The sequence below is a fragment of the Streptomyces sp. NBC_00224 genome (assembly GCF_041435195.1).
Taxonomy (GTDB): Bacteria; Actinomycetota; Actinomycetes; order Streptomycetales; family Streptomycetaceae; genus Streptomyces.
In genome coordinates this window covers 268,264-292,416 of record NZ_CP108106.1, presented here as the reverse complement: position 1 = coordinate 292,416, position 24,153 = coordinate 268,264, and the positions used below count along the sequence as shown (strand labels likewise).

Genomic DNA, 24,153 nt, shown 5'->3' with positions numbered 1-24,153 from the left:
CTCGTGGTCATTTAGGTGGTCTCTGTCCACCTCTCGGGTCCGACCGAGAGCGGCACAGAGATACGAGGAGATCACCATGTCCATTGCCCGGAAGGGAACGCGGCTCGTGGGGGCCGTTCTCGGTACGGCAGCTCTGGCCACGCTTGCATCAACTGCAACGGCCACCGCTTCCCCCTCTCACGCCCCGGAGGGAACTGTCGCAAGAGCCGCAGCAGCGGGCGGCACGACCGGCCTCCAGTACTGGGTCAACTGCGAAGAGGGAAGTGACTGGACCGGCACCAATCCGACGATTTCGACGATCCTCACCGGCAAGCGCATCGTCCAAGGATCGGCGCGCCAGGGCAACACGCTGGTGCTCGACTTCAAGTACACGTACGTGCACGTCATTCCCAGCCCGTTCGGCGGCGCCCCGTCCCGTGCCGCCGTTGAAGACGATCTCTCCTGCGGAAAGAGCCTGAGTAGCGGCAACATCCTGTTCCACACCCGCAACGGCAATGTCGTGAACCCGTAGGTCTCCGATGGTTCATCAGCACGGCTGGGCAGCCCCTGTAACAGGACTGCCCAGCCGTGGCCCTCAGAGATTCAAAGGACACGAAGAGCGGGGCCGCTGCCTCACGGCAGCGGCCCCGCTCTTCGTGTCCTGCCGGGTGGCATGGTGGTGTCCCCGGGCTGTGTGGCCGGGGTGCCCTGGGCGGTGTCGTGGTGTCGGTCAGTGCGAGGGCCGGCGGGCTTCGTCACCAGCGCATCCCCCCAAAGCGTTGAGGTCGTGCTCGGCGTTGGCCGGACAGAACCTCGGCTACACAGGTCGGGAGCAGGGGGCCCTACGCGTTGGGGCCGTAGTGGTCCCAACGGGCGGCCGGCTGGCCGTTGTCGCTCCACTGCTGCGCGCGGGCTCCGTTGTCGTGAGAGGTGTTCTCGATCTCCAGGAGCTTGCCGCTCTTGTTCTTGAAGACGTGGTGGCCGTTTCCGCCGTCCCCCTCCGTCCACTTGGCCCCGGGCTGTCCGTTGCAGTCCCACTGCTGCGCGCGGGCGCCGTTGCTGGTGGAGGAGTTCTCGATCTCCAGGCACTTGCCGCTGTGTATGTTGACGAGGTTGAAGCCGCCACCGCCGGCCCAGATCACCTTCCACTTCGAGCTGGGCTGTCCGTTGCAGTCCCACTGCTGCACGCGGGCGCCGTTGCTGGTGGAAGAGTTCTCCACCTCCAGGCACTTGCCGCTGTTGGCGTTGACGAGCGTGTTCGCGAGGTTGCTGGCAGACGCCGGGGAAGCCGTGAGGGTCACGGTGACGGCCGAAGCCGCGAACGCCAGGCCGGTGATGAACGAAGTGCGCTTGCGGTTCAAGATGAAGCTCCTCGTAAAGCTATGCGAGCGGGGGCACTTGCGGCCTCGGACCGGATGACTTCCAGCCGGGTGCCCCTAGCCCGACTGGAGATTGTCGTCAACTATGGTGCCCCACGGACGCGAACAAGATCAAATAAATTGAATCGCGCTACGGCATGTCCGGGGACCGTCACGCCCGTGCACTGCACGGTCCTCTGACCCGGCACAGCGGCGGGTCCGTTCGACCGCAGGCCCAAGGCCCACTCGGAGGCTCTGCGTGTCCGTTTCGCCGTTGATCCGGGCCTGGGCGGTATCGGCGGTGGAGACCAGCACGGCCAGCAGGGCCCCGACCGCGTGCTCGACTGGGCCTTCCCACAACAGCTGGCTGGCGGAGACCGAGGCTTGCAGTTCCGCCACGGTCACCGTCACCGCATCCGCGTGTACCGGCAGGGCCCCGATCTTGGTCTGCTGATCCTGGCGGGTACGGGCACGGTTGGCCAGCCACGACGCCAGGACGGCAATGACCCCGCCGGATATGAGCGAGCTGTTCATTAGCTCGATCAACTTGTCCATCCCCGCAGGCTGGACGTACACCCGCTTCGGCGTCCGGCCTGATCGACAGGGATCAGGGGCCCACGCTGGCCGGGTGCGGGGATAGACCGGTCAAGGCCAAGGAGGGTCCTCCTGCGCACCCCACCGAACCCGGCATCGCACCTGGTCGGTCATTTCGCACCGGGGCGCTGCAGGCACGCGGGAGTGTGTCCGCCGCCGCCGCGATGCGGCAGGTTGCGGAGCACAGACGCTATGGGGGGTGATATCGCCGCGTCGTACCAGCGTTATGTGTAATTCCCGAGTGCTTTGATCCGCTGGTCGAGCCGCTTCAAGACCGATGGGAGGCGTTCGGCAGCGTACGCGAGAGACTGTGCGGAAGTCTGAAGGGTGCGGGTATTGAAGACCTCTGCCGCGTACGCCAGGTTCCGCGCGGTGTGCACGTCAGGGCTTCCGGGACTGTCTGACATCACAGTGACGATGTTGCGGAGCTCGCTGAGAGCCTCCGATGTGAGCGTTCCCGTCCGCTCCAGTTGGTCGGCGATCCTCTCCAACCGCGTCACCGGTGGGGTGAACACTGAGGTGAGGAGGGCGGTGAGCCGGTCTTCGCTAATCGGGCCGATCTGGTCCAATCCCCCGCCGTTCTTGCCTTCGTGGTCACGCTTCCACTTGCGAAGGAGCTCGGGTGGGTAGAGCTCCTCGCCATGGTTCTTGTCGTCGACTTCGGCGTGGTGCGCGAGGCAGAGCAGTAGCAGATTCTTGAATGACTCTCGGTCCCGTGCTTCTTCCTCGGAAGGCAGGGGCGGTAACGGGCGGCACCGCGTTTGACTCCGATGATGTGGGCGATCTGGACGTTCTTTTGATAGACGCCAGGGCGGACTTCATAGATCACGGGGGAAGGGCACCCAGGCGCGTAGCAGCGGCCGCTGCTGAGAGCCCAGAGAGCTGCCTCCACGGCGGCAGGTATGTTTCGACGCCGCGCAGCGTCCTCGGATGATTGCCCCATACGAACAACCTAGGTGAGGCCTTTGAAAGGCCCAAGACCAGAATCAGCCCAGAACCGGCAAGGCGCTCTCACTACCCGATCAGAACAACCATCCGAACCCGGGCGTCAGGTGCCCGCACTGACGAAGACGACGACCAACGCGCAGCGGAGGAATGCCTGGCCGTCACCGCCCCGTTCGGCTCGGCCTGGCCGGGAACGACCCCCCGCCCGCACCCTTGCCACCGACCCCGATGTGATGGCCGCGCACTACGGGCAGATCTTCACCGCCCAGCGTCCGCGCTCCCGCGTGGGTCTCGTCGCCGCACCCTGCGGTGTTGACGCTCTTGCCGCAGGGCCACTTCTCCGGTGTGGTGGGGGTGGTCACCCGGCAGACCGCGGGCTTGCCCGGCGCGGGTGACGTCCCCTCGGCGACCACGCGGACGCCGTCGAGCAGGATGCGGCACGAGGCGACGCCGTCCGTGCCGGGAACCACCTCCACGCGGGCCTCGTTGCCCGTGTCGACCACCGCTTCCTGGCGCCAGGGCAGTCGCACGGGGGCGGCTCTCTCCTCCTTGTACCGCTGCTCGGCATAGTCATCGTGCCCGTATCGGACCTCTTTCGCGGGCCGGCCCCGGCCGTCGTTGGACGTTCCCTCATAGGTGAGGTGCCAGGCGCCCTGACCGGTCTGCTCCTTGAACCAGAACAGGATGGTGCGGGTTCCGAGGAGGGCGACGGCTGCCAGGACGACAACGATGACGGCCGTCAGGGGGACCAGGACCGCGTATCGCGGGCCTCGGCGGGTCAGCGGGGATGTCATGAATACCTCTCGAAGGGGCAGGCGCGGGATGGCCGTGCGCTGCGGTGGTTCCGGGTGGGCCGGAGCGGGGTCTGGGGCAGGGGCACGTGGCCGCCGGGGCCTGCCGGACGACGACGTGCATCGGGAGGGGGCGCCGCGTTCGGGTGAGCGCGCGGCGCCATCGGCGGCGCGCGGCGCAGGACTGCGCGCCGCGCCAACTGCCCCACAGGGGGCGGGACGTGGTGCCCCGCCCCCCGCTCGGTCAGGGCGTCCGCACAGTCAGGTGTGCGGTGTCGGTACGGGGGACGGAGGGCGCCGCCGGGATCCGGCGGCGACCGTCGCCGACAGCCGCTCGGTGCGGGCGGCCGGTCACCAGCTCTCCTGCGACACCGTCGCCGTGCAGTAGAAACCCGCGTCCTTGACGGTCTGCTTCACCACGGCACGCCTGCTCGACTCCAGAGTCTTGCCCTGGTCGTTCGTCACCCGGTAGAAGACGTCGAACGTACGGTCCTGGCCGATGCCCTTGGCGATGAGCCAGCCGGGAGCCTTCCCGGCCGAGGCGGGGTAGGTGAATTCCTTACCGCCCCGCTCCTTGATGACCAGCTGGGTCTTGTCCGGGACGGACACGGTCGTGTCCCAGACGATGTCCATGTCGAGGGCCAGCACGCTGCAGTCCAGCGAGGGCTTGGCCGGCGGCAGGAGGGGAAGCGCGCCGGAGGGAAGCGGGGTGGCAGGCCTCGGTGTTGCCGCCGTGCGCTGATAGATGTCGATGACGACGTCCACGATCTGCTCGGCGAGCAGAGCGGTGTCGACGAGCTCGCCGACCACCGGCACGGCCTGCGCCGCCACCAGGGCTGCGAGAGCGACCGCGTTGGCCGCGACGGCCTCGGGGTCATGGTGTTCGATGCCGTCGGCGATGCCGAGAGCGTTCCCCACGCCGGGCACGATGGCGGTCGTGGCCGCCACCTTGTCCAGGGTGGTGGCCCGCTGGTCGGTGAAGGCCACGCCCATGCCGTAGGCCCAGGCGGCGACGCCGGCTGCTTCGGCGGCCGTCCTCACCCCGCTCATCGTGCCGAGCTTGGCCTGCGTGCGCACGGCAACGGTATGGGCCTCCGCCTTGCTGAGGCCCTGCAGGGTGCGCTCGGGGAGGCTGGCCAGGTGCTCGGTGTCCTGGACGACTTCGCCGACGGTCTTCTTCGCTTCGTCGCGGACGGTTTCCCAGTCCAGATCCGCGCACCGGCTGGCGGACCGCTTGGCGCGAGCAGTGGGCGGGGCACATCCCTCCGCCGCCACGGCCGGCGCGGCGTTCGACAAGGCGTACGCCTCGTCCACACCCTCATTGCGCGGGGCGAATTCTCTTTCCTTCGTCGCCGTTCCGCGTTCCGCCAACTTCCACGGTACGACGTACTCGAACCCTCCGAACTCGGATTCTTCCGGCAGCTTGAGGACTATGCGGTCCTTCGCCAGTGAATCCATCATGGGCGCGTCCGCCGGGATGCCGAACTCGTCCTTGATGCGCTTTACCTGCCGCGCCTTGAAATCATCGGTAAGTTCACCTGGATTCTTCTTGATGTTCACCGTGGCGATAGTGATGTCCACGGGCAGGGTGACCTTGACGATTCCACCGGCCCTCTTTCCCTTTATCGCGTACCCGGCTGCGTGATTGACCGTTTCGGCGATGTAGAAGCCCTTCCAGTCGGCGATGTGGTTTCCCGCATCGCCCTCGGGCCGCTTGATGCCCGCGAGGATCTTTTCCAGGTCCCCGGGCTTTACGCCGTGATAGCCGGTGAGGCCCGGCTTCGGCTCCCGGATGATCTCGGCGGCGGTCGGCAGGGGAGCGGCCAGTGCCAGCTGCGCGCCGGATCCCGCAGTGACCGCGACGACGGCGGTCAGCGTGCCGGCACGGACAAGCCAGGAACGTCGTCTTGTGAGGTGGCTCATGTCTTCCTTGCGTCATCTGGACTCACGACACGAAGCGAGCCGATACGGCGCGTTGAGGGAAGGCGCGCTGTGGCCGTCGCCCATGGGCGGCGAATGCGAGGACGCTTCTTGTCGTGCGGACCGTTTCATCGTCGCTGGCCCCGTCACCGGGGACATCCGTGCAAGTCCGCAAGCCGCATGTGGGTTTACCGCATCAACCATTCCCTTGATCACTCCTGCCGATCCGAGCGACGGTCCGATTACGGTCTGTCCCGATTTTGACAAGCCTCGTGAGGCATCGGAGAGTGGAGAGAAATTCCGCTCCGTGCATCGGCGAGTCGAATTCAGCCCCCCGGGTTCCCGGATCCCCGGAAACCCGGGTGTGCGGAACCCCGGGTCCCCGGGTGCAGGCACGCCGACCGCTCCCCGCAAGTCCGAAAGGTCTCGTTCCGTGCTGACAGGTTCCGTGCGCGTGGTTCTGGCGGACGACCATGTGACCGTGCGGGCGGGCACCCGGGCACTCCTCGAACGTGCCGGTTTCACGGTGGTGGGGGAGGCCGCCGGTGAGAAGGAGGCCGAGACGGTGGTCGCGCGCCGGCGCCCCGACTTGCTGGTGCTGGACATGGTGCTCGATTCGGGCCCCGTGCTGGACGCGATCCCCGGCTTGCTCGCGGCCGCCCCCGGGATGACGATCCTGATGCACACCATGCACGACGACGTGTTGCTGGTCCGCAAGGCCCTCGCCGCGGGCGCCACCGGATACCTGCTGAAGAACACCTCGGTCACTGAACTGTCCCTGGCGGCCGCGACGGTGGCCGCGGGAGGACGCTACGTACAGCCCTCGCTCGGAGCCGACCTGGGGGGCGTGGCCCAGCAGATGGACATGCTGACGCCGCGCGAGAGCGAGGTGCTTGAACTGCTGGCCGCCGGACACACCAACCGGGAGGTCGCCCAGCGCATCGGCGTCAGCATCCGCACGGTCGAGAACGTGCGGGCCTCGCTGCGCGGCCGGCTGAACCTGGTCACCCGCGCGGACCTCGTCGCCTACGCGCGGAAGCAGGGCGACGTCCGTGCCTAGGGCCGAACTCCGTCGGCCCACGCTGCGCCGGCGGCAGGCGGTCGCGCTCCTTCGCAACCTGTGCCTGGCGCTGAGCCTGGTGGGGGCGATGGCGTACGGAGCGGACCTCCTCTCGCACGACCCGCTTCCGGTCCGCCCCGTGGCGGCGACGGCCGTCGCCATGGCCACCGCAGTCCTGGCCGTCCTGGCCGGCCCCAGGTCGCGCGTACGAACCGTCCTCGTGCTCATTGCCGGTGCCTTTGTGACGCTGGCCCTGTCCCAAGGGCCGGCGGCGGGGCGGGCGGCCTACGTGGGCGCGGCACTGCTGCTGGCAGCGGCGGTCTTCGCGGTGCGGGCCTGGCCGGAGGGCAAAGCGCTCCTCGGGCAGAGCCGGGCACGGGCCCTGATCGCCCGACAGGAGCACTACGCGGCGCTGATCGCCGGGGAGCTGCACGACGAGGTCCTGCAACTGCTAGCCCTGACGAGCCGTCAGCTTGATGTGGCGCGGGCCTCGTCCGATCCGCATGCCCTGAAGCTGGCGGCACAGGATGCGATGCACCGTCTCGACGATCAGGCCACGGTCTTGCGGAGCATCATCGCGACTCTGCATCCGGTGACTCTGCGCGGGCTCGGGCTCGCGCCGACCGTCCGGGCGCTGGCCGGACGGGTCGCGGACGAGAACGGTCTGCGCGTGACCGTCGCCATCGAGGGCGAGGACGAAGCCGTCGTGGACGAGGGTACGAGTCTCGCGGCCTACCGCATCGTGCAGGAGGCGCTCACCAACGTGGTCAAGCATGCCCGGGCCGAGCGGGCCGACATCGCTCTCGTCCACAGCTACGACCGGCTGTCGATCACCGTCCGCGACGACGGCGTGGGTCTGTCCGGCGCCGCACCGAGGGCCGAAGCGCGGGGATATGGCATGCAAGGGATGCGCTGGCGGTGTGAGGCGTACGGCGGAACGTTCCTTGTGGCCGCCCCCGCATGCGGTGGCACGGTCGTGCGGGCCACCCTTCCGCTGCGGCACCGTGCCTGACGCGTCGGCGAGCGCCCGTGTGGGCCGGTGCCAGTCCGGCCGGGAACTGAACCCGGTGCGGTGAGTTGGGGGCAAGAGGCGCCCGGCCAGCGGGAGCCCACCGTGCCCGCGAACGCCCGGCCGCCGCGAGGGTGCGGAGTCGGGTCAGTCGGTCGACAGGGCTTGGAGAAGGTCGCCGGCCTTGGGGTCGCGCAGGGCACGCGCGACGTCGGCCTGCCGACGATGCCCACAAGGGTCTGGTGGGGCCGTAGCCTTGGGGTTCGGGCAGCTTGGGGTCCTCGAACTTTGCGGCTGGTGGCCCGCCGGGAGAAACATCAGGCCCGGATCGATGTGCCAGTGCCGAGCCAGTCGCCTGAGCTCGGCCGCCGACCACGGTGTGATTCCACGCTGGCGCCAGCCGAGCTGCGACGTGCCGGTTTGGCGTCAGTGGTGGGTGTCAGTGACGGCATGTCAGGTCAGCGTGTGCTCGCTGGTGGTGGGGTTTTGAGTGTGGGGAGTCACTGACATGGGACGGTGTGTGGTGCCGTGGTGGCCGTCATAGGGAGGTACACCCTTTCCTGTTCCGCTGTCATGGGAACGGCACTTCTGACCCCTCGGGGGCAGGTCGGGGGCACGGTGGTCGGCGTCGAGTTCGGGCGTCGGGAGGTGTGGGATGGGAGAGCCGGGAGGGTGTGGTGAGGCCGCGTTGGGGTTGGGGGTGTCCAGGCCGGTGCTGGTGGCGCGGCTGCTGGAGCTCGAGGCGGCGGGCTCATCGGCATTGTCGGCGGTCTGCTCGGCGGCTGGCTCGGCAAGGCGATCCTGGGCGTGCACTCCGTCAACGGCTTCTTCCACCCCTCAACGTGGATCGCCGCGATCGTCGGCTCGGTGATCGTGCTCCTGCTGTACCGCCTCTTCACCGGGCAGCGTTCGCGCTGACCGCGACGGCCGCTCCGCGTCCGTCCGCAGCCGGATTCCTCGTCTGGGCCCCTTGTCCGGGCGCCGGCACCGCGCGGGAAACAGGTTGGCGGCGGCGTTACGCCCGGGGGAGGCGCTGGTGATGTTCCCCGAGGGCGGCAACTTCACGGAACGTCGCAGGCGTCGGGCCATCGGCTGGCTCAACCGAACCGGCCAGGTCCGGCGCGCGGCTCGCGCCCGCCGCCAGCGGCACGTCCTGCCGCCCAGGATGGAGGGTTCGCTCGCGGCGCTGTCCGGGGCGGGGGATGCCGGAGCGGCAGTCGCCTTCGTCGCGCACACCGGGCTCGACCGCATCGACTCGCCGGCCCGACTGTGGCAGTCGATCCCCCTGCGCACGGCGGTCCGCGCCACGTGGTGGAGTGTGCCCAACCACGCCATACCAGCCGGTGACCAGGCCCGTGAGTCCTGGCTGACCGACCAGTGGTCGCGCGTGGACGCCTGGATCGCCCAGGAGTGGAACCGCCCCGCCCCGACACCGCCCGCCACGCCCTAGCTGGTGGGTGTGTTCCCACTCTCGTGGCCGAGTGCCGTGCCCGGCCACTGGTGCAGCAAGGAGAGGGGCGGTCCGTTGCCGGGTTGACGATCAGCTGCAGTGAGAAGCGATTCCCAAACCGAAGGTACGGTCACGTTTTCCCAGGTGAGGTGTGTAGTCGCCTTTCGGTAGGCATGCTCGGACTGTCGTGTGTGGGGCGTGCTTGGAGGTGGCGGATGCCGTCGGTGCTGGGGGTACTGGAGCGGCGCGAGCGGGTGGCGCTGGCGCGGGTGGAGGAGTTGCGCGCCGAGTTGGAGCGGCTTCAGGCTGCTGTGGTCGAGGCGGATGAGGCCGCGCGGCGCGCGGTCATCGCTCGCGAGGAGACCGTCGCGGCCTTGGCCGAGACGGTCGATGAGGCCGTGGTGTCCGATGTGCCGGCGGCGGTGTCGGCTGCGGTCGGTGTCGGACCGCGAGTCGAAGTCCCGCTCTGGCGTGAAGGGGTGGGGATCGATGTGCTCCCGCCCGACTGCGCGCGGTTCGTGACCCTGGTCGAGCGCGAGGCCACGGCTGGCGGGGAGGGGGTGCGGGCACGGCGGATGCGTGAGCATCTGGGCTGGCCTGCGACCGAGGCGAAGGAGCAGGCGGCCCGGTTCCGGGCGAAGCGGCTGGTGGCGCGGGGCTGGTCGGCCGAGGAGCGTCCGGGGCTGTTCAGGCCGCGGACTGCTTGACGCGGTGCGGTGCCGGCTGGCCTGAGCGGGCCAGGCGAGGCCAACTGACCTGGGACAGCGAAGTTGGGTGGATTGTCACCGAAATCGGGAAGCGCGGTGGTTCGTGACAGTTTGTCCGTGTCGCAACCTCACGCAACGCGGTTCGTTAGAGCTGCTGTCGGTTCGCGTTGAGAATCGTCACCGCTGTGTTGCCTGAAAGGGAATCTTTTGATGTTGCGCAAGGTCGCCGTCTGTGCTGTGGCTGTGTTGGGTTCAGCAGCCCTGAACGTGGTGCCCGCCACCGCCATCGTCGGTGGGAGTCCCGCCGCGGCGCAAACCGCCTCCTATCAGGTCAGCGTCCGAATGGAGGGCTGGAAGGGCAAATCCCACGTGTGCGGCGGCTTCCTGCTCAGCGCGAACAAGGTGATCACCGCCGCCCACTGCGTGGACGGCGCCACCGCCTCCAAACTGGAGGTCCAGTGGGGCGGCCTGGACCGTAACAAGCTGCCCCAGACGAGCCCGGTCGCCAAGATCAGCGTCCCCCCGTCCTACGACTACGGCACCCTGGCCAACGACGTCGCGGTTGTAACCCTTGCCAAGTCGGCTTCTGAGACCGGCGGCGTGAAGTACGCCCGACTGGCCACCAGTGAGCCCGCCGCCGGCGCGAATGTCACCGTCACCGGCTGGGGGCGCACCCAGCGCAACAGCGCAAGCCTGCCCACGCGGCTTCAGACCGCCAAACTCCCGGTCCTGAGCCGGCAGTCCTGCGCCGCCGCCTACAGCGAGCCCGGCGCGGCCTTCGACACCACGGGCAGGTTCTGCGCAGGCCCCGCCGACGGCAGTCGGGCCATCTGCAACGGCGACGCTGGCGGCCCCGCCGCCATCAACGGCGCGGTCGTCGGCATCATCTCCGGCGGCAGCGGTTGTGGCGAGACCGATTCGCTTTCCCTCTTCAGCAGCGTGTCCTACTTCAAGTCATGGCTCGAATCGCAGTGAGTGAAGTGCTCGCGGAGGTTCCGCGCCGTACCGGCAGCTCGTTGTCACCGGATTGTCGACCGAACCCCGGCCCGACCAGCTCACCTACCGCTGGGCCGTCACCGCGTCGACACCGGGTGTGCTGCCGCCCTGGACGCCGAAGGCGTGAGCGGCTGGCTCGCTCGATCTGACGCTGGATCAGCCATCCGAGTGACCTCCGCGATGATCACTGGAAACGCCGAGAAGCGACCCGGCACGATGAGGCGCATGACCCAATCCGTAACCCGAAGGACCGCTCTTGCCGCCCTGGCCGCCGGTGTGGCCACCGGCCTGCCCAGCGCCACTCCTGCCCACGCGGAGGACAGCCGCAGCCCCGCTGCCGCTGCGGGCCCCGAGCCGGCCTGGGTGCTGCCGGGCGATCAGGCGGTGAAGGAGGGAGACCCCGAAGCCGATGAGGTCATCGAGCAGTTGGTCCGCGCAGGCCAGATGGCGCTGGCCAATCAGGTCTTCCACGCCTGGACCCGCAACGACCAGCCAGTGCCCGCCGAGGCACCGCCGGTGCTGCGCGACTTCCTGCAACGCAACACCGTGCTGACCGCGGAAGAGAAATCAACCGTCGACCGGCTGGCGCACGGCGACACAATCAAGCTCATCCAGTCCAACATGGAAGCCTTCACGCTGGCCGAGGCGTTCGGTGGCTTGTTCGCCGCGCTGGCCGACCCGCTGCTGGCCAAATCGGTATGGGCCGCGAAGTTCGACCTCGTGATGGACATCGGCCGACGCTTCTCCCGCACGATGAACACCATGTGGGACATGCTCGGCGGCAACAGCTGGGATCCGTCGGGCAGTGCGCTGATCACCTTGGTCAAGCTGCGGCTCGTGCACGCCGCAGCCCGTCACATGGCCCTGGCGCACGGCTGGGACCGTACCCGGGACGGCATGCCGATCAGCCAGCGCCTGAAGGTCGAGGAGCTCATGTATGTGGGCGCCTACAACGTCCAGCTGGCGGCCAAGTATGACGTTCAGATCACCGCGCGACAGGCCGACGAGTTGACGGCCACGATGCGTATCGGTGGGCGGCTGCTGGGTATCGACGACAAGTACAACCCGCAGTCCATGGAGCAAGCCAACCTGGTCCTCGCCGATGCCGCCGCGCATCACCGAGCCTCGTCCGACGAGGGGATCAAGCTGGCGAGCAACATGCTGGACTGGATGGACCGGAAGATCTTCCCCGGCGCCTCTGCCGTCGGAGCGTCCATGGTTCGGATGATGGACGCGCATGTCGCCGACGTGCTGCACATCCGCGCCAACCCACCCCTCGACACCGCCGTCGCCACGCTCACCCCGTACCTGTTCCGTCCCGCCTACGAGGTCCAGCAGAAGTTCCCGCTCCTCGCCTCGACCCATAGCCAGATGTTCAAGATCGCGTCGCAGATGGTCGCCTGGTATGCGGTCGACTTCCGCGACTACGACCTTCAAATGCCCGCCCGCTGACCTACCCGAGGTCAAAAGCCGCTGCCTCCACGGCGTTCGGCCGGTGTCGGGTGCCCAGTACGTACGCCAACCTGGCACAGAACCACCCCTGTTGGATCGGCTTCAACACGCTGATTCAACAGGGAACGAGGGGTGCCACAGTGCGAGCCAAGACCCGCGCGGCTATGCGGCACCTGCGGGCCGCCCGGCCCGGCTCGCCGTCCTGGTCACCCGAACGGTGGTACGTGCACTCGGAGCCTCGGCCTGCGGGATTCGCATAGCCGCGGGACTGGAACGGCCAGCAGGCGCAAACCCGGGCCCGGGCCTCGTCCGCGAATACCCCAACGCCGTGACACCCGAGCAGCAATGACTCTACGTCACCACCGAATGTGCGACAGAGCCGTTCAGAAGCGAGTCCCAAACCGAAGGTAGGGTCACGTTTTCCCAGGTGAGGTGTGGCCGTCGGTCGGTAGGCATGCTCGAAGCGTCGTGTCGGTGCGGGGCGTGCTGGGAGGTGGCGGATGCCGTCGGTGCGGGGCGTGCTGGAGAGGCGCGAGCGGGTGGCGCTGGCCCGGGCGGAGGAGTTGCGGGCCGAACTGGAGCGGCTTCAGGCTGCTGTGGCCGAGGCGGATGAGGCGCGCGGCGCGCGGTCACCGCCCGCGACGAGACGGTCGAGGCCCTGGCCGAGGCGGCCGGGGAAGCCGTCGTGGTCGGTGCGTCGGTGGATTTGCAGGCCTCGGGTGCTGCTGGGCCGCGGGTGAAGGTCCCGTTATGGCGCGAGGGGGTGGGGATCGAGGTGCTGCCGCCCGAGTGCGCGCGGATCGTGGCCCTGGTCCAGGAGGATGCCACCGGTGGCGGGAACAGAGTGCGGGCACGGGCGATGCGCGAGCATCTGGGCTGGTCGGCCAGTGACGCGCGGGAGCAGGCAGCGCGGTTTCGGGCGAAGCGGCTGGTCGAGTGGGGCTGGTTGACCGAGGGGCGGCCGGGGCTGTTCAGGCCGCGGACTGCTTGACCCGGCGGGGCGCGGGTCGGCCGGAGCGGGCCAGGCGGCGGGTGGCCAGGATGCTCGCGGCCCACCAGGCCATCGCCTCGGCACTGTCGATGTGGGTCTCGTAGCCCCGGGCCAGGCGCCGGGCCCGGATCAGCCAGGAGGTTGGGTCGGCCGCGTGGCGAGGTGCCTGTGGTCAGGTCCTTTTCCTCGCGGCCTCCCGCCGAACCGGACTTGACGGTTTCCCGATCATCCGGCTCTCCAGTGATCACAACGTGAATGATCTGGCCGCTTGCGCCTCATGGATTCGGTCGTGGCAAGCGTCGCAGGCCACAACTGTCTTGCGGCGCCGGTCGAGCATGACGCGCGCCCAATCGGACGGCGGCCATCCGGCATGGGCGAGATCAGCAAGAGCACGAATGTGATGCACCTGGACATCACCGTTGCTCCCGCAGATCTCACAGGTGTCCGCCAAGAGCCGTGTGACCAGCTCTTTGTGCGGATAGTCAACCCAGACCGGCCGTCGGTCGACTACTTTCGCCGACCGCTGCCGATAGAGGGGAATTCCTCCGAACCGTGCCACCAGCGGCTTCCTGTTCTTCCGCTCGATGCGGGCCTCGAAACAGACTCGTGGGCCCTTCTCGGTGTCGATTCTGGCCTTATGCTTTGCGGCCATCTTCGGCACGCTCGAACGGTGCTTGGCCGCAAGGGTCTTGAGCATGGAAGTCTCCATGACCCATCGCAACCGGTGCAGCCTGGAGACATCCCCGGCGAGCAGGTAGTACTGGACGATGCCCCGATAGACGGACCCGAACGTGGCAACGATCGCATGGTCGCTGCTGTTGACGAGTTCCTTTCGCTTCGCGGGATCACCGCGGGCGAGGTAGGGGGCACATTTGGCTTTGATCACGTCCCGGGGAACACGTAGGGCGACCTGGCCGTTGACGCGCCGGTAACGGCCGGTCTTCTTCGTGTCGTTGTGCTGGATCGCGATCTCATAGCCGAGGAACTTCGCTGCCCGGGTACGGGCATGAGTGATCAAAGTTTTCTCCTGGGAGAGCTCCAGCTTGAGTTCCTCGCGCAGGAACGCCTCCAGGCGTTGTTTGATCTGCTCGGCCTCGGCTCGTGGTCCGGTGAAACCGAGGAGATGATCGTCTGCGTAGCGGACGTAACGCAGCCTCCGGTAGTGCGGATCATTCGGGTCCGCGCTCGGCAGACTGGTCATCCGCCGGCGCACGACACGAGCCAAAGGCCGGTCGCCGTGCTGACGGACTGTCCGCAGCAGACTCTGCAACTCCAAATACGCCGGGTTTCGGGCCCGACGTTCCCCTCGGGTGTACTCCGGAATCAGTACTGTCTCTACGAACTCGTCCAACTTGTGCAGGTAGATGTTGGACAGGATCGGGGAGGCCACTCCGCCTTGCGGTGCTCCGGAGAGCGTGGCTCCCCACTTCCAGTCCTCCAGATATCCGGCTGTCAGCATGTTCCGCACCAGCCGCAGAAACCGCTGGTCATGGATCTTTTCGCCAAGGATCGCCAGGAGAACCTGGTGGTCCAAACTGCCGAAACAGTCAGCGATGTCGCCCTCGATGAACCAGGCCGTCCCGGTCCAGGTGTGTCCCACTTCCCGCAAAGCGGTGTGGCATCCACGACGAGGGCGAAATCCGTGACAGCGATCGGAGAACGTCGGCTCGTAATACGCCTCCATCAGGAGGCGAACCACTTCGCCCACGAGTTTGTCCGACCAGGTCGGTAGCCCCAACGGACGCGTCTTCCCATGCTTCTTCGGGATATGGACGCGCCGGACCGGACGGAAGCGGTAACGCTCGTGACGCATCGCCTCAATAATCCGGCTGATCTTCCGCTGGGACATGCCGTCCACGGTTTCCGGCGTGACCCCGGGCGTCATCGCGCCATGGTTGGCGTAGATGCGCCCGTAGGCCAACAGATACAACTGCGGGTTGAACAGCTGTCGATACAGTTCACTGCACGGCAGGCCACGCCTGCCGCGTTCACGCAGGACACCCAGCACCGTTGCGGCGCTCTGCATTTCGCATACCTCCCGAGTCTCGGGTGTCCGAACCACCTGGCCCCCTTCGCCCTGCGGACGGCTTTCCCGCCCTCCCTGGCCGGGCGTTGCTCCGGCGACTACTACGGGGCCTCCGTCGCCATAGGACTCGCGTCCCGTAGGCGATCCCACGTTCGTCTCTGCTGTACGTCATAGCGCGACGTAGGCGTCCCACTCATCTCCTTGAATACCCTCGTTGGGCATCGCTCCGTGAACCGGAAGTTGCCCCTGCCAAGTCAAAAGAAGCAAGGGCAGATCGCGGCGTCGGTTTCGGCTGTCTTTCCGACGGATGGGAACTTGCATCTGCTGGAGATTGGGCTTCAAACAATTCAGTCTTCGCCATATCGCGCGGGCCACCCAGCGCACCGTCCCTGACAACTGGGCCCGGTCACTGGTTTCCTGACATGCTCTTGTCCCCTTCGCCTTTCGGCTCCAGGTAAGTCATAGGCCCAGGAACCTCCTTCCGAGTTCCTCCCGGATAATCCGGGGATACAACAGAGCGCCTCGTGGCGCACAAACTGCGCTCCACGACCCAGCGGCGCGGCAGCACAACGAATCCCTTGGCGTCGTCGCTGCGCTTGACGACGGTCAGCGCGAGGGCCAGGACGGCGTGGGCGAAGACGACCAGCCAGCCGGTGTAGCCGCCGTCGGCCCAGACCAGGGTGATGCGGTGGTGTTCGGCGCGCAGTTGTTCAAGGAGGTCGCGGCCGGCGTCGTTGTCCTTGACCGACGCGGCGGTGACGATCACGGCTAGCAGCAGGCCCAGGGTGTCCACGGCGATGTGTCGCTTGCGCCCGTTGATCCTCTTTCCGGCGTCGTAGCCGCAGGTAGTGGCGCCGACGGTGGCGTCGGCCTTGACCGACTGCGAGTCGATGATCGCGGCGGTGGGATCCTCCTTCTTGCCGGCCAGTTCGCGCAGCATCTTGCGCAGTCGGCCGTAGAGCTCCTTGATGTAGTCGTTGTCGCGCCAGCGGCGGAAGAACCGATATGCCGCCCGCCACTTGGGGAAGTCGGCGGGCAGGCTGACCCAGCGCACACCCTCGGTGACCAGGTAGCGCACGGCGTCGATCATCTGCCGGTGGCAATAGCCCTCCGGGCGGCCGCCGCGTCCGTTCAGCCAGGACGGGACCGGCAGCAGCGGCCGCACGATCACCCACTCCGCGTCGGTCAGGTCGGAGCCGTAGCGGCGGGTCCGGTCGGGCTGGTCAGCGGCATTCCCGAGCCGGTGTGCGATGCAATCGCACGACATGCCGGAGCTGGACGCGGACGGAGCGAACACGGCACAGTGGGACACCAGGGCCTCCTGATGGTTCGTTGACTCGAGATCACCGAACTGTGCAGGAGCCCTTCTTCTATGCGCCGGCCACGAAGCGATCACCCGAACGAGCCTGATGCACACGGAAGTTCGAGCGACGGTCGTGTCCCTCGGTTTGGGAATCGCTTCTCAAGCCACACCGGACGGGTCTGCTGCACGATCGGGTGACATCTGAACTGGCTTGCCCTGTGGGGTGGGTGGGAAGGATGTCGCTGTGCCCGAGCCTTGTCCGGAAGAGTTCCGCGAGGACGTCGTGCGGGTCGCGAGGAACCGCGGCCCGGGCGTGACGGTCGAGCAGGTGGCCGCCGACTTCGGGGTTCACGCGATGACGCTGTGGAAGTGGATGTGCCGGGCGGACATCGACGACGGGAGCAAGCCCGGAACGACCAGCCAGGAGAGCGCAGAACTGCGGGAAGCACGCCGGCGGATCAAGCTGCTGGAGCAGGAGAACGAGGTTCTGCGCCGGGCCGCGGCCTACCTGTCCCAGGCACACCTGCCGGGAAAAGGATCTACCCGCTCGTGAACGAGCTGGCCGCGGGCGGAATCCCCGTCACGGTCACGTGCCGGGTCCGCAAGCTGGCCAGACAGCCCTACTACCGCTGGCTCGACAAGCCGGTGACCGAGGCCGAGTTCGAACGGGCCGCTCGCGCCAATGCCCTGTTCGACGCCCACCGCGACGATCCTGAGTTCGGCTACCGGTTCCTGGCCGACGAAGCCCGCGCTGCGGGGGCGGTCATGGCGGACCGGACCGCGTGGCGGCTCTGCCGGGACAACCGCTGGTGGAGCGTGTTCGGCAAGAGACGTGGCCGGACCAAGAAGGCTGGCCCGCCGGTGCACGACGACCTCGTCCAGCGTGACTTCACCGCGGCCGGACCGAACCGTCTGTGGCTCGCCGATATCACCGAACATCCCACAGCGGAAGGGAAGTTGTATCTCTGCGCGATCAAGGATGTCTTCAGCCGGAGGATCGTGGGCTACTCGATCGACGCACGGATGAAGTCCCGCCTGGCCGTCGCGGCTCTGGGCAACGCTGTTGCCCGACGTGACGGTGTCGCCGGGTGTGTCCTGCACACCGATCGCCGATCACAGTTCCGGTCACGGAAGTCCGTCCGGGCGCTCGACGGCCACCGGATGGTCGGCTCGATAGGGCGGGTCGGTGCGGCAGGCGACAACGCGGCCATGGAGTCCTTCGTCAGCCTGCCACAGAAGAACGTTCTCGACCGCCGGACGTGGGCAACTCGCCTGGAACTGCGGATCGCGATCGTGACCTGGATCGAGAAGACCTACCACCGCCGTCGCCGACAAGCCTCGCTCGGCCGGCTGACCCCCGTCGAATTCGAGACCGTCATGACCACACCGGCCGTCCAGGCCGCGTGACCACACTTGTCACCTAAATCTGCAGCAGACCCGACCTCACCGAGTCCAGTTGTGGAAGCGCGCCCGCTTGGGCCCGCACGCGCCGTCGCCGAGGGCCTCGTCGTAGCGCCGCTGCACGGCGGTGTCGACCTCGGCCTTCGGCGCACTCATAGGGACGTAGGACCCGGAGTAGACGACGCACGATGAGTCGTAGACCGGCCACGGCACCCACGACCCGAACGCGACGATGGCGGCCGTCACGGTGAGCACGGCTGCCACTAGGCGTGGCGTGGAGAGAGGACGGAATATCACCAGCGGATGGTACGGGGTCCCAGTAGTTCGCGCCGAAAAAACAACGCTAAGCCCGCGAGACTCCGCCTGATCTGGGGTGATCTCGGGGAAGGACGGGCCGTGGCCCGTTGCTGGGCGCATGGTGGCTCGTTGGGCTGACCGGGTGATGGTGACGGGAGGGCGGGCGGATGGCGACGAGGGTTTTCAGCGATGAGGAGCTGGAGGCCCTGCGGTCGTTCCCGTCGATTGGCAAGGACGAGCTGATCCGGTACTTCACCCTTACCCCGGCCGATGAGGCGTTCCTGCGGGCCCAGTATGTGCTTGGCGCCGCTGTGCAGCTGTCTGTCCTGCCCTGGCTGGGCTTCGTTCCCGACGATGTGCCCGCCGCTCCGCTCGCGGCGGTCGGCCGGCTCGCCCGCCAGCTTGGGCTCGGCGTCGCCTATCTGGCGGGCTACGGCGAGCGTGAGTAGACCGTACCGATCACCTGCGGGAGATCGCGGAGTATCTGGGGTGGAAGCCACCGAAGACCATCGAGCTCAAGGAGCTGGACGAGTTCTTGCTGGCCCGCGCGATGGAGCACGACGCGCCGAGCCTGCTGTTCCGGCTGGGGTGCGAGTACCTGCGTTCGGCGAAGGTGATCCGGCCGGGTGCGAGCCGTAGCGATTGGATCTACGGTGGTCTGAGAGGGCAGTTCTCACATGAGAGAGGCCGATGTCATGACTCAGCTGGATCAGTTCGTAGCCCGGTTGAACTCCGATCAGGAGCTGAGACGTCGGGTTGAAGAGGCCGAGCAACAGGTGGCTGCCCGTACAGAGGAGGTTAAGAGCGAGCTCGGACGGGCCAACCGGGAGAACCTTGAGTCGCTCAAGGGCATTGCCGCGGAATACGGCTTCGACCTGACGCTCGACGAGGCCGGGCTCAATCGGTTCGTCACGCCGAGTCACCAGGAGATCGAGAGCGCCTGCTGCCTGCTCACCTGCTGTTGGGTGGAGACCTCAGTCTGGGACACGGAGGGCCTGACGGCTGAAGGCCCAGGCTGTGGTACCGGTACCGTCCCTATCTGATTCAAACACGACGGGTCGAGCAGAGGAGCAGCGGCGTGGAACGGCGGGCTGATGTGGCCGGAGCGTGGCCAAGTGAGCACGCCGCGGACAGGTGTTGCTCAGACGAAACGTCCCAGGAGTGGCGGCAAGAGTGGCTTCGCGTCACGGGAGTCGAGGAGCCCTCGCTCTTGGACAGGCGCCTGGCCTGGGACAAGCTTTCACCGGCTGAAGCCGCGGCAGTCTTCTCGCGTCCCCCTGAGTCACTGGCCCGTTTCGGCCGGCCTGTCCGTCGGTGGCTTGTGCCTGCGACGCCACTCACCGAGGAGACAGACCTTGGAGAGATGGCGACCGTGCCGTTCGCCGACCTTTGGCTCGGGATCGCGGACGGAGCACTGATCCGCCTCCTCGACGCTCTTGATGAGGACGTGCCCGCCGGATTGGGGCTGGATCTCCCACCCACCGGCACATATGAAGACCCCTTCCGACAGGCTCTTATCAGCGACCTCGTCTCTCGGCTGGCCGGGGTGGGGGAGAAGGTGCTGTGGAAGGAGTTCACGTCCCGTCGTACGCCGTCCGACGTGGTCTTCGCCCACTTGGGGGACCCCACAAGGCAGGGGCGTCCTCGGCGAACCCTCTACTGCACGCTACTTGAAGAGATTCGCGCCGAGGACTTCAGATCGTTCATCGAGCGCTATCCGGTGTTCGGCGAGCACCTTCGGATGACAGTGGAGCAGTGGACTGTGCACTTCTCTCGGTTCCTCTCCAGGCTTCACGCAGACTTCGGGGATCTCATCGCAGCCTTCGGACTACCCGCCGATGTCCAGGTCCGGGGGCTTCGACCGGGCCTCAGCGATCCCCACCGGGGAGGCCAGACAGTGGCAGTCGTAGAGCTGGTCTCGCCAACGCAAGGCAGTAAGCACCTTGTCGTCTACAAGCCCAAGGACCTTACGATTGACAAAGTGTTCCAGGATCTCCTTCGTGAGCTCCCCCGGCCGAGGCCGGACGACGCCACCCTGGGTGGTGTGACGGTTCTGATCCGCCCTGAGTATGGCTATATGGAGTATGTCTCACACACGCCGTCAGCCGACGACGCCGAACTGAGCCGCTTCTACCGGAACGCCGGCCGGCTCACGGCCATCTTGTACCTTCTCGGCTGCAACGACTGCCACCACGAGAACCTCATCGCGCGCGGAGACAAGCTGCACCTCGTGGATGCCGAGACTTTGCTGGGTGGCTGGGGAAGTGACGACGACTCTGATCTTGCTGCACGGGTTGCGAACTCTGTGACCGCCCTCGGCATCCTGCCCCAGTGGCAGGTCGTCGGACGACGGCGACTCGCGCGCGATGTCAGTGCCCTGGGCATCGAACCTCCGGCTGCCGAGCAGTCAAAGGCGCAGGGGTGGACGTACGGGAACACCGACGCAATGCTCGTCGGCACCTGCGAGCGGGCGGCCAACGTCCCGACGTCGTCACCCGCACAGCCCGGAGACCGCAATCGGATTGCCGATTTCGTCGAGGAGCTGATCGACGGGTTCGTCGATCAGCTGCACACAGCCGAAGCAGACCGCGAGAGCTGGGTCGGCGTCAGCGGCCACCTATCCAGATTCGCTGGCCTGCGCCGACGCCTGGTGGTGAGGCCCACCTGGATCTACGCGTGGTTGCGCGAGCAGCAAGCCGACCCTGTCGCGCTGACTTCCTGGCTGCGACAACGCCTGGTTCTTGAGACGCTCGCCAAAAGCTACCTGCGCAGCTCCGAGCGCCCCGCGAACTGGCGGCTCTTCCACGCCGAAGTGGCGCAAATGTACGAGCTGGACGTGCCGTTCTTTGAGATGCCCGTCGATGATGTTCGCCTCCCACTCCCCGACGGTTCTGAGATCTCCGACTTTTTGGGCGCGTCTGGCTGTGACACAGCCCGCCGCAAGGTCGCGAGCCTCGATCAGCAGGCCATCGACTTCCAGGCCCAACTGGTGCGAGGTGCAGTCCTTGCCAAGCATCACAAGTCGGCCGGATCGACATCGCAGGCTATCCGTCTGACACCACGGTCGAACCAGGTACTCGATTCGGTCGGCGAGGCAGAGCGAATCGGCAACCTCCTCCTTGACACCGCGTTCGACGATGGATCGGACTACTCCGAGTGGTTGGGCACCGAAGTGCTGCAGGACCTCCAGACACAGCGGTTCGGTCCACTCGGGCTATCGCTCTACGGCGGACGGGTCGGCATCGCCCTGTTCCTGGCCGCCCTGTCCCTCCAGGAGCTGCCCCGCTCGGAAGACTACCGACGTCTCGCACGGCGCGCGCTGGCCGACGTGCCACGCCGTCTTTGGGAGTGCCCTGCCGAGACGAAAAGACGATGGTGGCGCGACCAACCGCTCGGGATCATAGGATCGGCTGGAGTCATCCTGGGGCTGTCGCTCGTTTCGGAGATCCTGCCCGAGGTGGCGTGCCCTGAGGGCTGGGACGAAATGCTATCCGGGTGCGACGAGGCAGTACTGCGTCTGGACGGACGCACTGACCTCGTCTTCGGTGCCGCCGGTCTCATCGGGCCCCTTCTGCGTCTGGGTACCCCGCGGGCCGTGTCACTCGCTGAATGCGCTGGTCAACTGCTTTTGGAGCACCAGCACTCCTCCGGCGGGTGGCTCCCGGACGGGCCCGGGAGCATACCGCTCACTGGCCTGTCGCACGGCGCCAGCGGTATAGCTGCGGCGCTGGCGCTCCTCGCTGACGCTACTGGACACCTCCAGTACACGGAGGGCGCGAGGCGGGCATTGGCATATGAACGCACCACCTTTGACGAAATCCACGGAAACTGGCCGGACTTCCGTTCCGCCGAGGCCAACCGCACGAACTCCGCCGTGAGCTGGTGCCACGGTGCCCCAGGAATTGCTCTGGCCCGGATGTGCCTGCGACAGACCGCCGCGTCAGATGCCAAGACATCAGCCGATCTGCTAACCGCCCTGGTCACAACGGCTGACGCGGACGCAACGCTCTCGGCCGACTCGCTCTGCTGCGGGAACCTTGGACGCGCTGTGATCCTCCGAGTAGCAGCAACTGAGCTCGGAGAGCATACGTGGCTCGATGCCGCGCTCTCGCTCGAGCGGCGGACGATGAGTGAACGGCATGTCCATGGCATGTATGCCTCAGTCAATTCGCCGGGCCTGTTCCAGGGAATGTCAGGAGTAGGGCTGGCGCTGCTGGAGACTGCCGATGCGTCGGTGGCCGTCCTCCCACAAATCCTCTCGGCCGGCATGTACGCCGGATCGAGTAACCCGTGACGGGGAGCTGACATTCCCTCCACGTCGGCCGTCAGAAACCGAGGTGTCCCGATAGCCCGCCGGTGCCGATCCCCCCTCAACCCGGGATCGTCCGAAAGCTAGCCTCGATCGTTCATGAGCCTCGCCGGTGTGCTGACGCTCTGTGTTTGCGAGATGAGGTCTTTGAGGGTTGGGGCAGGCTGAGGGCCCGGCTCTCGTGTCGGGCACGACGCTACGGCCGCACCTAACGAGCTCTGGCACGCCCTGTGGAACCTACGCGCTGACCTGTGGACCATTCCTTTAGCGTTGTTTTCCGGCGAGAACTACCGGGGCCCCGGTACGGAACGGCGCACAGGCAGCGGACAACCGGGGTGTCAGCGGTCATGCAATTGGTTCAGGCCGCGATTCCGTGAATCCCCAGGTCATGATCGAAGCAGGATCCGGGTGCGGAGGAGTCGGAATGAGGCTCGGCCGTACATCTGTCGCTTGATGGTCTTGATGCGGTTGACGTGGCCCTCGACGATGCCTGAGCTCCACGGGAGGGTGAGGCCGGCGGTGACGGCGTCGAGATCGAGGCACAGGCCCTGGGCGAAGGCGACGATCGGCGGCGGTGCGTCCCGCTCGGCTTCGCGGACCCACGCCAACAGCTGGTGGCCGCGGCGGTGTTGGAGCAGGTCGTGGAAGGTGCGGGCGAGGTCGCAGGCCCGGGCGATATCGGGGCAGGCCAGGCGTATGGCCAGGAGTTCGTCTTCCTCCTGGCGTGTCAGTGCTCCGCGGGGCAGCATGATCCAGGTGGTGATCTTGCGTGGGCGGGGGATGGCGCCGCGGGCGGGTTCCACGGTGCCCGTCCGCAGCCCGGCGACGTAGGTACGCACGGGCATATCACTGCCCTGATAGCCGCGTTCCCTGATCTCGCGGTAGAGCGCGATCGGGCTGGTCACGCCGTCGGTGAACCGCTCGGTGAGGTGGGCAGTGTAGGGCTCAAGTACCCCCTTGGGTCGCCCCATCCGGGAGGAGGCGAGCAGGGTGTCGAGGTCGGTGTCGCGGAAGTGGCGGACCGTCTTGCGGTCCAGATGCGGGCGGCGGGCGGTCTCGGAGACGGAGCATCCTTCGCCGAGTAGGCGGTGGATGTCGGAGTACCGGTCAACGGTGCGGAGGGCCATCTTCGTGGGCGGCAGAGCGGGCGGCGGTAGCGGATTGATGATCTTCCGGGGTGTGGCTACTCGTTCTCGTCGGCGCGTTTGCGCAGGCAGGGGCGGTGCTGGTGGCAGGTCTTCTCGACCGCGGCGGAGAGGTTATGGAGCAGGTGCCAGCGGTCCGCGATCTCCTGGGCGTCGGGGGCGGCTTCGCGGATCGCGGTGGAGTAGGCGGTGGCCCGATCCCGGCAGATGATCTCGGCGCCGGGGTGTTGGTGCAGCCAGGCGATGAAGGTCGCCGCGTCCCGGTCGGGGAGGACATCGACCACCCGGGCCGCCTCCACGTCGACCAGCACGGTGCCGTAGCGCCATCCCCTGCGGAAGGCGAACTCGTCGACGCCGAGCACTTGAGGTGCCCGGGCCGGGATCGCCGGCGCGGTGAGCAGATTCAGCAGGTGGGTGCGA

General features: G+C 67.2%; 22 protein-coding genes and 1 pseudogene. 13 read left to right on the top strand and 10 right to left on the bottom strand.

All coding sequences use genetic code 11. The features are described from left to right. Positions 1-76 precede the first annotated feature (76 nt). Positions 77-511, top strand: a complete 435-nt coding sequence (locus OG965_RS01410) for a hypothetical protein (RefSeq protein WP_371648231.1) — start codon at positions 77-79, stop codon at positions 509-511. A gap of 310 nt (positions 512-821) precedes the next feature. On the opposite strand, the gene OG965_RS01405 is transcribed toward OG965_RS01410, so the two are convergent. The 5 genes from OG965_RS01405 to OG965_RS01385 all read right to left on the bottom strand — a co-directional run bounded on the left by OG965_RS01405 (position 822) and on the right by OG965_RS01385 (position 5,590). Further along, positions 822-1,340, bottom strand: coding sequence for an RICIN domain-containing protein (locus OG965_RS01405; protein ID WP_371648229.1), 519 nt, complete (start codon positions 1,338-1,340; stop codon positions 822-824). 129 nt (positions 1,341-1,469) lie between these two features. Beyond that, positions 1,470-1,892, bottom strand: a complete 423-nt coding sequence (locus tag OG965_RS01400; protein ID WP_371648227.1) for a hypothetical protein — start codon at positions 1,890-1,892, stop codon at positions 1,470-1,472. 263 nt (positions 1,893-2,155) lie between these two features. Next, complete coding sequence (locus tag OG965_RS01395) at positions 2,156-2,500, bottom strand: hypothetical protein (protein ID WP_371648225.1); 345 nt, start codon at positions 2,498-2,500, stop codon at positions 2,156-2,158. 537 nt (positions 2,501-3,037) lie between these two features. Then, on the bottom strand, positions 3,038-3,670 hold the full coding sequence (locus OG965_RS01390) for a hypothetical protein (RefSeq protein WP_371648223.1): 633 nt from the start codon (positions 3,668-3,670) through the stop codon (positions 3,038-3,040). Between the two features lie 348 nt (positions 3,671-4,018). Beyond that, entirely contained in the window at positions 4,019-5,590 is a 1,572-nt protein-coding gene (locus OG965_RS01385) for a hypothetical protein (protein ID WP_371648221.1), read from the bottom strand. Positions 5,591-6,020: 430 nt separating this feature from the next. Between OG965_RS01385 and OG965_RS01380 the strand changes: the two genes are divergently transcribed. The 7 genes and pseudogenes from OG965_RS01380 to OG965_RS01350 all read left to right on the top strand — a co-directional run bounded on the left by OG965_RS01380 (position 6,021) and on the right by OG965_RS01350 (position 12,261). After that, entirely contained in the window at positions 6,021-6,647 is a 627-nt protein-coding gene (locus tag OG965_RS01380; protein ID WP_371648219.1) for a response regulator, read from the top strand. Further along, positions 6,640-7,659: a sensor histidine kinase gene (locus OG965_RS01375; protein ID WP_371648217.1), complete on the top strand. Its 1,020-nt coding sequence runs from the start codon at positions 6,640-6,642 to the stop codon at positions 7,657-7,659. The genes OG965_RS01380 and OG965_RS01375 overlap by 8 nt, the downstream gene beginning before the upstream one ends. 747 nt (positions 7,660-8,406) lie before the next feature. Beyond that, positions 8,407-8,574, top strand: a pseudogene (locus tag OG965_RS01370) (GlsB/YeaQ/YmgE family stress response membrane protein); the annotation flags it as partial. A 118-nt stretch (positions 8,575-8,692) separates the two neighbouring features. Further along, on the top strand, positions 8,693-9,106 hold the full coding sequence (locus OG965_RS01365) for a hypothetical protein (RefSeq protein WP_371648215.1): 414 nt from the start codon (positions 8,693-8,695) through the stop codon (positions 9,104-9,106). A 215-nt stretch (positions 9,107-9,321) separates the two neighbouring features. Continuing rightward, entirely contained in the window at positions 9,322-9,813 is a 492-nt protein-coding gene (locus OG965_RS01360) for a hypothetical protein (RefSeq protein ID WP_371648213.1), read from the top strand. 210 nt (positions 9,814-10,023) lie between these two features. Then, on the top strand, positions 10,024-10,788 hold the full coding sequence (locus OG965_RS01355) for a serine protease (RefSeq protein WP_371648211.1): 765 nt from the start codon (positions 10,024-10,026) through the stop codon (positions 10,786-10,788). Positions 10,789-11,034: 246 nt separating this feature from the next. Then, positions 11,035-12,261 (top strand): oxygenase MpaB family protein, encoded by a 1,227-nt coding sequence (locus tag OG965_RS01350; RefSeq protein WP_371648209.1) that lies wholly within the window; start codon positions 11,035-11,037, stop codon positions 12,259-12,261. Positions 12,262-13,496: 1,235 nt separating this feature from the next. Here the strand turns inward: OG965_RS01350 and OG965_RS01345 are convergent. After that, positions 13,497-15,278, bottom strand: a complete 1,782-nt coding sequence (locus OG965_RS01345) for a reverse transcriptase domain-containing protein (RefSeq protein ID WP_371648207.1) — start codon at positions 15,276-15,278, stop codon at positions 13,497-13,499. 406 nt (positions 15,279-15,684) lie between these two features. Further along, the gene (locus tag OG965_RS01340) at positions 15,685-16,590 is read right to left on the bottom strand and encodes an IS5 family transposase (RefSeq protein WP_371648206.1); all 906 of its coding nucleotides are present in this window, start codon (positions 16,588-16,590) and stop codon (positions 15,685-15,687) included. Between the two features lie 235 nt (positions 16,591-16,825). Here OG965_RS01340 and OG965_RS01335 point away from each other — a divergent pair. Continuing rightward, positions 16,826-17,988 (top strand): IS3 family transposase gene (locus tag OG965_RS01335; RefSeq protein ID WP_371648205.1). Its coding sequence is split into 2 segments (ribosomal slippage): positions 16,826-17,110 and positions 17,113-17,988, totalling 1,161 coding nucleotides; the frame shifts between segments, so codons are not numbered across the junction. Positions 17,989-18,024: 36 nt separating this feature from the next. On the opposite strand, the gene OG965_RS01330 is transcribed toward OG965_RS01335, so the two are convergent. After that, entirely contained in the window at positions 18,025-18,279 is a 255-nt protein-coding gene (locus tag OG965_RS01330) for a hypothetical protein (protein WP_371648203.1), read from the bottom strand. A 167-nt stretch (positions 18,280-18,446) separates the two neighbouring features. Between OG965_RS01330 and OG965_RS01325 the strand changes: the two genes are divergently transcribed. The 4 genes from OG965_RS01325 to lanM all read left to right on the top strand — a co-directional run bounded on the left by OG965_RS01325 (position 18,447) and on the right by lanM (position 22,573). Then, positions 18,447-18,728, top strand: a complete 282-nt coding sequence (locus tag OG965_RS01325; RefSeq protein ID WP_371648201.1) for a DUF4158 domain-containing protein — start codon at positions 18,447-18,449, stop codon at positions 18,726-18,728. Between the two features lie 14 nt (positions 18,729-18,742). Beyond that, complete coding sequence (locus OG965_RS01320; protein ID WP_371656813.1) at positions 18,743-19,039, top strand: DUF4158 domain-containing protein; 297 nt, start codon at positions 18,743-18,745, stop codon at positions 19,037-19,039. Next, positions 18,975-19,322: a hypothetical protein gene (locus OG965_RS01315; RefSeq protein ID WP_371648200.1), complete on the top strand. Its 348-nt coding sequence runs from the start codon at positions 18,975-18,977 to the stop codon at positions 19,320-19,322. Before OG965_RS01320 ends, OG965_RS01315 begins: the two co-directional genes overlap by 65 nt. A gap of 320 nt (positions 19,323-19,642) precedes the next feature. Then, the gene (lanM, locus tag OG965_RS01310; RefSeq protein ID WP_371648199.1) at positions 19,643-22,573 is read left to right on the top strand and encodes a type 2 lanthipeptide synthetase LanM; all 2,931 of its coding nucleotides are present in this window, start codon (positions 19,643-19,645) and stop codon (positions 22,571-22,573) included. A gap of 401 nt (positions 22,574-22,974) precedes the next feature. Here lanM and OG965_RS01305 read toward each other — a convergent pair whose 3' ends face one another. Further along, the gene (locus OG965_RS01305) at positions 22,975-23,715 is read right to left on the bottom strand and encodes a transposase (protein ID WP_371648197.1); all 741 of its coding nucleotides are present in this window, start codon (positions 23,713-23,715) and stop codon (positions 22,975-22,977) included. A gap of 56 nt (positions 23,716-23,771) precedes the next feature. Further along, complete coding sequence (locus OG965_RS01300; RefSeq protein ID WP_371648195.1) at positions 23,772-24,095, bottom strand: transposase; 324 nt, start codon at positions 24,093-24,095, stop codon at positions 23,772-23,774. Between the last annotated feature and the right edge of the window lie 58 nt (positions 24,096-24,153).

Coding starts and splice junctions, on each gene's coding strand:
- OG965_RS01410 (WP_371648231.1), top strand. CDS start 77: ATGTCCATTGCCCGGAAGGGAACGCGGCTCGTGGGGGCCGTTCTCGGT.
- OG965_RS01400 (WP_371648227.1), bottom strand. CDS start 1,892: ATGGACAAGTTGATCGAGCTAATGAACAGCTCGCTCATATCCGGCGGG.
- OG965_RS01390 (WP_371648223.1), bottom strand. CDS start 3,670: ATGACATCCCCGCTGACCCGCCGAGGCCCGCGATACGCGGTCCTGGTC.
- OG965_RS01385 (WP_371648221.1), bottom strand. CDS start 5,590: ATGAGCCACCTCACAAGACGACGTTCCTGGCTTGTCCGTGCCGGCACG.
- OG965_RS01360 (WP_371648213.1), top strand. CDS start 9,322: ATGCCGTCGGTGCTGGGGGTACTGGAGCGGCGCGAGCGGGTGGCGCTG.
- OG965_RS01355 (WP_371648211.1), top strand. CDS start 10,024: ATGTTGCGCAAGGTCGCCGTCTGTGCTGTGGCTGTGTTGGGTTCAGCA.
- OG965_RS01350 (WP_371648209.1), top strand. CDS start 11,035: ATGACCCAATCCGTAACCCGAAGGACCGCTCTTGCCGCCCTGGCCGCC.
- OG965_RS01345 (WP_371648207.1), bottom strand. CDS start 15,278: ATGCAGAGCGCCGCAACGGTGCTGGGTGTCCTGCGTGAACGCGGCAGG.
- OG965_RS01325 (WP_371648201.1), top strand. CDS start 18,447: ATGGCGACGAGGGTTTTCAGCGATGAGGAGCTGGAGGCCCTGCGGTCG.
- OG965_RS01315 (WP_371648200.1), top strand. CDS start 18,975: ATGACTCAGCTGGATCAGTTCGTAGCCCGGTTGAACTCCGATCAGGAG.
- lanM (WP_371648199.1), top strand. CDS start 19,643: ATGGCGACCGTGCCGTTCGCCGACCTTTGGCTCGGGATCGCGGACGGA.
- OG965_RS01305 (WP_371648197.1), bottom strand. CDS start 23,715: ATGGCCCTCCGCACCGTTGACCGGTACTCCGACATCCACCGCCTACTC.